This window comes from Streptomyces plumbidurans (genome assembly GCF_019857225.1).
Classification (GTDB): Bacteria; Actinomycetota; Actinomycetes; order Streptomycetales; family Streptomycetaceae; genus Streptomyces; species Streptomyces plumbidurans.
In genome coordinates, this window is sequence record NZ_JAFJSY010000081.1 from 23,347 (window position 1) to 32,252 (window position 8,906).

The 8,906-nt window shown below is 71.6% G+C and carries 8 protein-coding genes; 3 read left to right on the forward strand and 5 right to left on the reverse strand.

Annotation, left to right across the window (positions count from 1 at the left end; all coding sequences use genetic code 11):
- Positions 1 to 39 precede the first annotated feature (39 nt).
- Complete coding sequence (locus JYK17_RS33755; protein ID WP_234548174.1) at positions 40 to 1,278, forward strand: polyamine ABC transporter substrate-binding protein; 1,239 nt, start codon at positions 40 to 42, stop codon at positions 1,276 to 1,278.
- Between the two features lie 75 nt (positions 1,279 to 1,353).
- Here JYK17_RS33755 and JYK17_RS33760 read toward each other — a convergent pair whose 3' ends face one another.
- The 5 genes from JYK17_RS33760 to JYK17_RS33780 all read right to left on the reverse strand — a co-directional run bounded on the left by JYK17_RS33760 (position 1,354) and on the right by JYK17_RS33780 (position 7,505).
- Positions 1,354 to 2,283, reverse strand: a complete 930-nt coding sequence (locus JYK17_RS33760) for an NADP-dependent oxidoreductase (RefSeq protein ID WP_222811867.1) — start codon at positions 2,281 to 2,283, stop codon at positions 1,354 to 1,356.
- Positions 2,284 to 2,533: 250 nt separating this feature from the next.
- Positions 2,534 to 4,141: a sensor histidine kinase gene (locus JYK17_RS33765; RefSeq protein ID WP_234548175.1), complete on the reverse strand. Its 1,608-nt coding sequence runs from the start codon at positions 4,139 to 4,141 to the stop codon at positions 2,534 to 2,536.
- Positions 4,138 to 4,887, reverse strand: coding sequence for a response regulator transcription factor (locus JYK17_RS33770; protein ID WP_222811871.1), 750 nt, complete (start codon positions 4,885 to 4,887; stop codon positions 4,138 to 4,140). Before JYK17_RS33770 ends, JYK17_RS33765 begins: the two co-directional genes overlap by 4 nt.
- Positions 4,888 to 5,077: 190 nt before the next feature.
- On the reverse strand, positions 5,078 to 6,577 hold the full coding sequence (locus JYK17_RS33775) for a streptophobe family protein (RefSeq protein WP_222811868.1): 1,500 nt from the start codon (positions 6,575 to 6,577) through the stop codon (positions 5,078 to 5,080).
- A 253-nt stretch (positions 6,578 to 6,830) separates the two neighbouring features.
- Positions 6,831 to 7,505: a YceI family protein gene (locus JYK17_RS33780; protein WP_108015424.1), complete on the reverse strand. Its 675-nt coding sequence runs from the start codon at positions 7,503 to 7,505 to the stop codon at positions 6,831 to 6,833.
- Positions 7,506 to 7,723: 218 nt separating this feature from the next.
- Between JYK17_RS33780 and JYK17_RS33785 the strand changes: the two genes are divergently transcribed.
- Together JYK17_RS33785 and JYK17_RS33790 are read left to right on the forward strand one after the other, a co-directional pair.
- Positions 7,724 to 8,086: a Tat pathway signal sequence domain protein gene (locus JYK17_RS33785; RefSeq protein ID WP_108015425.1), complete on the forward strand. Its 363-nt coding sequence runs from the start codon at positions 7,724 to 7,726 to the stop codon at positions 8,084 to 8,086.
- Positions 8,083 to 8,733, forward strand: coding sequence for a class F sortase (locus JYK17_RS33790; protein ID WP_108015426.1), 651 nt, complete (start codon positions 8,083 to 8,085; stop codon positions 8,731 to 8,733). The genes JYK17_RS33785 and JYK17_RS33790 overlap by 4 nt, the downstream gene beginning before the upstream one ends.
- Positions 8,734 to 8,906 lie beyond the last annotated feature (173 nt).

An 8,906-nucleotide genomic window follows, 5' to 3' on the forward strand; every position in this document is an offset into this window, starting at 1 on the left:
CGATTGCCGGGGCGCGAACAGGGGCGGCATGCTGCGGCAATGCCCTTCACAGCGAGGACCAGCTCCCTCTTCACCGCGAAGACCAGCGCCCTCTTCACGGCGAGGAAAAGCTCCCTCTCCCGCCGGTCCCTGCTGCGCGCGCTGGGCGGGGGCGCGGTGCTCGGCGGGCTGGCCGGGTGCGGGGTGCCGGCCGCGTATGTGCAGCCGGGCGAGCGTGCGGGCGCGGATCTGTCGGGCAGCGACAAGCGGCTGAACTGGGCGAACTGGCCGCTGTACATCGACACCGACGACGACAACCCCGGCCGACGGCCCACGCTGGAGGCCTTCGAGAAGCAGACGGGGATCTCCGTCAAGTACACCGAGGAGATCAACGACAACGACGAGTTCTTCGGCAAGATCAGCCCCGCCCTGATGAACCACCAGCGGACCGGCCGCGACCTGATCGTCATGAGCGACTGGATGTGCGCACGGTTCGTACGGCTGGGCTGGGTCCAGGAGATGGACCGGGCCGGGCAGCCGAACGTCGCCAAGTACCTCGACCCGCAGCTGCGTTCGCCCGCCTTCGACCCGGGCCGCAGGTACTCGGTGCCCTGGCAGTCCGGCATCACCGGCATCGCCTACGACCGCCGCAGGCTGGGCCGCGAGATCCGGCACGTCTCCGATCTGTGGGCGGGCGACCTCAAGGGCCGGGTGACCCTGCTGTCCGGCTTGGACGAGGCGTTCGCGCTGCTGATGCAGGGCGACGGCGTCGACATCACCCGCTGGACGGCCGACGACTTCCACCACGTCTGCGACCAGGTCGAGAGGTACGTGGCGCAGGGCCACATCCGCCGCTTCACCGGCAACGACTACACAAAGGACCTGGTCAGCGGGGACGTGCTGGCCTGCCAGGCGTACTCCGGCGACGTCATCCAGCTCCAGGCGGACAACCCGCACATCCGCTTCGTCGTGCCCGAGGAGGGCGCGGAGCTGTGGTCCGACTCCCTGATGGTCCCGGACCGCGCCGAGCACAAGCGCAACGCCGAACGCCTCGTCGACCACTACTACGAGCCCGAGGTCGCCGCCGAACTCGCCGCCTGGGTGAACTACGTCTGCCCGGTCCCGGCCGCCCGGCACGTTCTCGCCGACTCCAAGGACAAGGACACCGCCGACCTCGCTAACAACCCGTTGATCTTCCCGGACGACGCGATGCGCGAGCGGCTCGTGATCGCTCGCGACATCACGTCGAAGGAGCGGGTGGAGTTCGCCAGGAGGTGGAACCGGATCGTGGGGTTGTGAGCCTGGCCGGGACTTTTGTGACGATGACTATCGGTTGGCGCGAAGGCGGGTCCCGGCCGCTTCGACGGCCCTTTTCTAGAGGATCAGGACGGTCTTGCCGGCCAGCCGGCCCTGGGCGGCCTCTTCGTGGACGTCCGCGATGTCTGCCAGGGGGCGGCGGTCGGCGACGTTGATCCGCAGGGCCCCCGAGGCGGCCAGGTCGAACATCCGGGTCAACTGCGTCGCGTCGCTGCGGACGGCCATCCGTATGACCTTCACGCCGCGGCCGGTCCCGGTGCCGGGCGGGGTGGTGCCCGTGACGAACGAGCCGCTGTCGGCAACCAGCCTGGCGAGGGCGTCGGCCTCCTCGGGAGTGGACCGCGCGAAGTGGAGCACGAGGTCGAACGGTCCCTTCGCGGCTTCCGTCACGGGGGTGGCGGTGTAGTCGACGACGTGGTCGGCCCCGTAGACGCGGACACGGTCGAGGCTGCGGGAGCCCGCGACGGCGGTGACCTCAGCCCCCGCGTGCTTGGCGAGTTGGACCGCATAACCTCCCACGGCCCCGCCGGCGCCGTTGACCAGGACACGCTGCCCCGGCTGGACGCCACCGTGTTCGAAGAGTGCCTGCCAGGCGGTGAGTCCGGTGCCGGGCAGGGCGGCCGCGGCGACCAGGTCCACACCGTCGGGCACGGCAGCCAGGATGTCCGCCGGGGCGAGCGCGTATTCGGCGGCGGCGCCCCCGGAGGCCAGCGGCAGGAACGCGGCCACGCGTGCCCCCTCGGCCCAGCCGGTGACGTCCGGTCCGACGGCGGCGACCGTTCCGGCGAGATCCACGCCGGTCGTGTAGGGAAGCTCGACCGGGATGAACTCCCGCATGAACCCGGAGCGCAGCGCGGCGTCGGCGGGGTTGAAGGAGGTGGCGGCGACCTTGACCAGCACCTGCCCGGAGCCTGGCTGCGGGGTCGCGACTTCTTCCTGCGCGAGTACCGAGCTGTCGCCGTACTCGTGGAATCGCACTGCTTTCATGTGGTTCTCTCCGGCTCGTGGGTGTTGTGGTTCGTGGGCTCGTGGGTGTTGTGGTTGGTGGGAGGGACGGCGACGGCCGACACATCCTGGGCGTGGCGCCCCTGGCCAGGGCCGAGATCGAGCAGCTCGTCGCCTGCGTGGTGCCTGTCATCCAGCATTACCTGACCGGGAGGCTGCCGGTCGTGCCGGCGACCCGGGCGAGCTGACTGCCATGTCCGGCGGCGGGAGCGCATCGGTTCTCGGCTCGCGGTCACCCTGCACGACGCCGGGGCGGGCCGGGTGGGTCCGTCGTCGTTCCCTCGCAGGTGAGCCGCGGTAGACGGACCCGGAACGTACTCCCCTTTCCGGGAGCCGAGTCGACCTCGACCTGTCCGTCGTGGGCGGTGACCAGGGACTGGACGATGGCCAAGCCGAGACCGGCCCCGCCGGTGGTCCGGCTGCGGGAGGTGTCGGCTCGGTAGAAGCGGTCGAAGATGCGGTCACACTGCTGCGGGGTGAGCCCCGCTCCTCGGTCGGCGACCTCCAGCACGGCATGGTCGCCGACCGTTCCCACACCGATCCGCAGCGGTGTGCCGGGTGAGGTGTGGGTGACGGCGTTGCCGACCAGGTTGGTGACGACCTGACGCAGGCGGGCCTCGTCGGCGAGGGCCGGTGCGGGGCCGGGCAGTCCGTGGCCGGCCGGGCCGGTGAACGTGACGGGGCGCTCGGGGTCCAGGGCACGTACGTCGTGCAGGGCGTCGGCCGCGAGGGTGCGCAGGTCGGCGGGGGCGAGGTCGAGGTCGGGCACTGTTCGGTCTCCGGGGGTTCGCCGCGCCTGTGCGTCGAGGTGGGCCAGTTGGAGCATGTCCTCGACGAGCCGGGAGAGACGTTCGGACTCGCGGGCGATGTGGTCCATCGTGTCGTCCACACCCTCCTGGTCGGAGAGGGCGCCCATGCGGTGGAGGTCGGTCAGCCCTTTGATCCCGGCGAGCGGGGTGCGCAGTTCATGGCTGGCGTCGGCGACGAACCGGCTCATCCGCGCCTCGGACTCGGCCCGGGCGGCGAAGGCGGCCTCCAACTGCCCGAGCATGCCGTTCAACGCGGCCGACAGTCTTCCCAACTCGGTTCTGGGCCCGGCCAGGTCGGGCATCCGGCGCGAGAGGTCGCCGCGCGCGATCTCGGCGGCGGTCTGCTCGACGAGGGTCAACGGACGCAGCCCCGAGCGGACCGCGAACCAGCCGGCCACCGCCAGCACGCCGAGCAGGCCGAGGCCGGTGGTCCGGTAGCTCTGCCACATGCGGTTCACCGTCCCGTCCACCTGGTCCAGTGAGGTCGCCACGACCACACTGCCGGAGCCGTCCGCTGCCGTTGACGCGGCCCCGAGCAGTCCGGCGCGCGACACTCTGGGCGCGGCGGTCACTCGCCACCGGGTGTCGCCGTCCGTGCTGCCGACGGTGAACGGGCGGCCGCCCCGTGCGGCGACCGCTGCCGCGTCGAGCCGGGGAATCGCCGGACCCCGCGTCTCGCCCGGACGGTTCTCTCCCAGGAGGGATTCGATGCCGCTCTCCACGGTGCCGTCCTGGGAGACGTAGATGACGACCGGGTTGCCGAGGACCTTCGTACCGAGGTCGGCCAGTCCCGCCGGCGGCGTCCGGCCTGCCCCGGCTCGCGCCACCTCGGGCGGCAGTACGGCGAACACCTCGGCCGTGGCGTGCAGTTGGGAGTCGACGCGGTCCGCCAGATAGCCGCGCAGGGCGTTGCCGGTGACCAGGGCGAACGCCGTGAACCCGATGGTCAGCAGGGTGACGGCCAACAACAGCACCCGACTGCGCAAGGACGCGCGCGCCCACAGCGCCCGGACGCGACGGCTCCGGTTCACGGCTTCGGTCCGCGCAGCACGTAACCCACGCCGTGCACGGTGTGGATGAGTTTCGGTCCCCCGTTGTCGATCTTGCGGCGCAGGTAGCTGATGTAGGTGTCGACGATGCCCGTGTCGCCGTTGAAGTCGTAGTCCCACACCCGCTGGAGGATCTGCGCCTTGGAGACTGTGCGCCCGGCGTTGGCCATCAGGTGGTGCAGCAGCCGGAACTCGGTGGGCGACAGCCTCAGCGGCTCGCCCGCCCGGGTGGCCTGGACGCCGTCCGGGTCGAGTTCGAGGTCGGCCGCTCGCAGCAGGGCGGTGGGGTCGCCGCCGGTGCGGCGCAACACGGCACGGATACGGGCGATCAGCTCCTGAAGGTCGAACGGCTTGGTCACGTAGTCGTCGCCGCCCAGCACCAGGCCCTCGATCTTGTCCCGCGTCCGGTCACGGGCGGTCAGGAACATGACGGGGATGTGACCGCCGTGGGTCGCCGATCCGGGCCGGTGCCGCTCGCGGAGCCGCCGGATCACCTCGAAGCCGTCCAGGTCGGGCAGCATCACGTCCAGCAGGACGAGATCGGGCGTTCTTTCCTGTGCACGTTCCAGAGCCTCCTGCCCGGTGCCGGCCGCGGCCACGGTGAAACCGGCGTACCGCAGCGCCGCACACAGCAGTTCCCGCACGGTGGGTTCGTCGTCCACGACGAGCAGGTTCGCCTCGCCGACAGCGCCGTGGCCGCGTTGGGGACCCGAACCGGTGCCGGACAGGGCGGAACGATCGGCGGATGTCAAAGGGAGCCTCCAGGCGGCCGGTACGAACTCCGAGCATCGCGGGGGCGCAGGCGTAGGGCAGCAGGCATGCAGCCCGCGGCGGCCGCGAGCCTGCGGGGTAGGCTACGAAACGATGCGTCTGCACCACGTAAGTCCACAGCCCGGCGGAACCGTGACCGACCGATGTTCACCGTCCCCGTCGTTGCAGTTCCGCGCACAGCAGACTTCCGCCGAGCCCGGTCAGACTCCCGAGAAGCAGCCCGAAGACGACCGGCCACAGCACACCGCACTGGAACTCGGCGTGTGTTCCGCCCATTTCACTGCCGAACAGACTGATGCCGAACCGCCCCGACAGTCCGGCCGCCCAGACCGCCGCGCCCAGCACCACGGCCGTGAGAACACCGAACCGCTCTGCCATGCCCAGGTGTTGGGCCAGCGGGCCCCGGTAGTCGTGCAGCGGTTTTCGGTGGGCCGCCTTCGTGGCGCGGGCCGCCCGCCAGGCACAGCCCAGCAGCACGAGTCCGGTGATGACGAGCAGAGCGAGCCACAGCGGCAGTCCGCCCACCGACCAGGACCGCAGATGCTCGACACGGTCGGGCCGTTGACCGGCGTCCGCCCCGCCCAGACCGCCGAGCAGAGAGGCGAGCGGGCTGCTGGATTCGTGCCGCACAGGGTGCATGGCGGCCGTCCACGAGGCACCGACGCCCAGGGTCCCGAACACCGCCAGGGCGTTCGGGACGAGCAGCAGTGCCGCGCCCGCCGCCGTGCCGACCCGGCCTCCGACCGCCGCGCCCACGAACACGAGGCAGACGAGGGGAACGGCCGCGCACACCAGACCCGTACGGACGATTGCCGACAGGCTTCGGCCCCAGCCGGACCGCAGCCCGTCCAGCGTGCCGCCCAGCGGCAGCCGCGCTCGACGGCTGATCAGGAATCCCACACCGAGCGCGACGGCCACCCAGAGCACCGCCCCGAAGCCGGCCGACATCGCGTTCACCCGGTATGTCAGGACCGGCCGGGCCGACATACCGCCACCGCCCAGGAACGAACCCAAGCCCGTGCTGTTCGCGTTCCCGCCGACTCCGGCGAGCCGGGAGGTCGTCGACTCGGGCAGGACCGCCGAGCCGTGTGCGAGGCCGGCCAGGATCAGGAAGAGTACGAAGGCCGCGGCTCCTGCCCCGGCCGCCCGTACGGCCAGTTCACCGGCGGTGAACCGGACCCGGTTCGCCCGGCGCAGTCGTCGGGAGAACGCGATCCACAGGGCGACCGCGCCGACCAGCGTCACGGTGAGCGGTACGCCGTCGGCCGTGGCGCTCAGCGACGGCCCCAGGCCGCCGCCCGTGCCGCCGAGCAGGGAGTCCAGTCCGCCTGTGGCCCCAGCACCTCCCGACGTCGACGAACCGCCGGTCACGGAACCGCCGACGGCCATGGCGGTCACCGTCGCGGTCAGCGACCAGAGAGAGCCGACCGAGCCGGCATGCAACAGTCCGAGCGCCCCCGCGGACACGACCGTCATGGCAGCCACGGCACACAGCACGGCCGCCGCCCCCTCCAGAGCGTTCCTCCCCGGACCGATCAACCGGACGGGCTCCGGCGGCCGACGGGGCCGCGGACGGGCTCCGGGCCGAGACCCAGGGGCGGACCCGCTCCGTGACTGGGGACGGGTACGGGAAGTGGTGGCAGACATGGTGAGCGTGCTCCGCTTCGTACGTGAGGAAGCACGCGGCACCGGTCGGGGGATTCCCGGCGCCGCGCGCCTGGGGACCCGCTCACCCTGGCGGTCCCGCTTACGAGGTTCCCGGGAGGTTCTGTGAGGTCTCTGAGACCCTGGATACGTCCGCGCCGGTCACACGGCTAGCAGTGCCGGCGCGGCGGTCCTTCTCTCAGATATTTCCCAGAGCTCCAGAATGCCGACCAGCGATCCGGGTCACGCCTTCCCTTCAGAACTGCGGTGCCGCGTCCGAGCGGATGGCGGCGATGTCGAACTGCAGGCGCACCTTCTCGCTCACCATGGCGCCTCCCTCCGCCAGCTTCTGGCTGTAACTCAGGCCCCATTCGGTGCGGTTGATGGTGGTCGTGCCGTCGAAGCCCACCCGCTGCATGCCGAACGGGTCGGTGACGTGCCCGATGTAGGTGAGGTCCAGGTCGACGGGGCGTGTGGTGCGCTTGATGGTGAGGTCGCCGGTCATCCGGTAGACGTCGCTGCCCAGCAGCTTCACCGTCGTACTGACGAAGCGCATCTGCGGGTAGTTCCTGGCGTCCAGGAAGTCGCGGCCGATCAGATGGGCGTCGCGTTGCTCGACACCGGTGTCGACCGATCCGGTGGCCATCACGATCTCGGCCCGTGAACGGGAGGGGTCGCTGCCGTCGAAGTGGAGCCGGCTCTCGTACTCCGTGAACGCCCCGCGGACCGTCGTCACCATGGCGTGCCGCACGGAGAAACCGATGCGGCTGTGCGCCGGGTCGATGATCCACTCCCCGGTCAACTCCGCGAGGGCGGGGTCCGGCATACCGGCTCTGGGGGGAAAGGCCGGTGCCTCCGGGGCGAGTTGGGGGACGGGTGCGGTGGGGGGAGCCGGGCGGCGCAGGGACGCAGCTCGGGTGAACAGGTTCATGATTCATCTAGTTACGTCATGGCTGGTGACGCCGCAAGACACCTTCAAGATGCGCTCACGGTCGTCACCAAAAAGCCCCCGAGCAGCGGCCCCCACGGCCGCCCGCATGGCTTTGCCCGTTCTTTACAACCCACGCCGGGGCTGCCTCGTCTCTCCGCTCGATCCATGACACAGCCCGCCGGTCGAGCACCGTGCGGGCCGACGAAAGAGAGCGATTCATGCGCCGAACGGGCCTCAGTGCCATGGCACTTGCGTGCACCGCCGTCCTGGCGGGCGCGGTGCCCGCCTTCGCCGACGGAGGGTCCGCGACCCCCCGCCCCGCCCGCAGTGCCACCGCCACCCCGACCCCCAGCCAGGCTCCCGCCTCCGACGGGGCGAGCGCCGTCCCGAGCGCGGCCCCGACCCGCGCGCCCTCCGACCAGGTCTCCGCCGTGCCGAGCGGCGCGCCCAACACCGGTGTGGCACCGCAGAGTTCCGGCTCCGGTACGGGCGCGCTGATCGGCGGGGGCGCCGCCGCGGCCGTCGCGCTCGGTGGCGGAGCGGTCTTCCTCGTACGCCGCCGGCAGGCGAACGGGGCATGAGGCCGCTCTCCAGGCACGCCCTCGCCGCCGCGGCGCTGGCCACGCTGCTCGTGGGCTGCGGCGGCCCCGGTGCCACGACGGGTGGCTCGTCCGACGTGGGCCGGGCGGGCGCACCGTCGGCCTCGGCACCCTCGACCTCGGCGTCCTCGTCCTCCGCGCCGCCGTCCGCCGGGTCGGTGCCGGCGGTGGGGCGATCCGTCCCGGTCGGGCTCCGGATTCCGGCCATCGGGGTCGACACCCCGGTGATGAAGCTGGGCCTGGCCGCGGACGGCACCGTGCAGGTGCCGCCGATCACGGCGCACGACGAGGCGGGCTGGTACGAGCACTCCCCGACACCGGGCCAGATGGGCCCGTCGGTGATCCTCGGCCATGTCACGGTCGGCGCCTACGGGGACGGGGTGTTCCGGCATCTCGAGGAGCTGCACCGGGGCGAGAAGATCGTGGCGCGCCTGGAGAACGGCACGGCTGCGGAGTTCTCCGTGACCGGCGTACGGACGGTGGCCAAGGACCACTTCCCGACCCATGACGTCTACGGGAACGTGGACCGGCCGGAGCTGCGGCTCATCACCTGCGGCGGCGCACTGACCGGTGACGGCTACCGCGACAACGTGATCGTCTTCGCCCGGCTCAGCTCCACGAGCCGCTGACCGGCCCCCGCCGGTCCCGTCCCGAAGCCCGGGCCGATGGAACGTACGCCCTCGGCCCGGGCTCTTCACCCACGAGACCCACGAGACCCACGAGACCCACGAGACCCACGAGACCCACGAGACCCACAGCCGCCCGCCCACGCGCACGACTGCCCCACCCCCCACGCATGCCC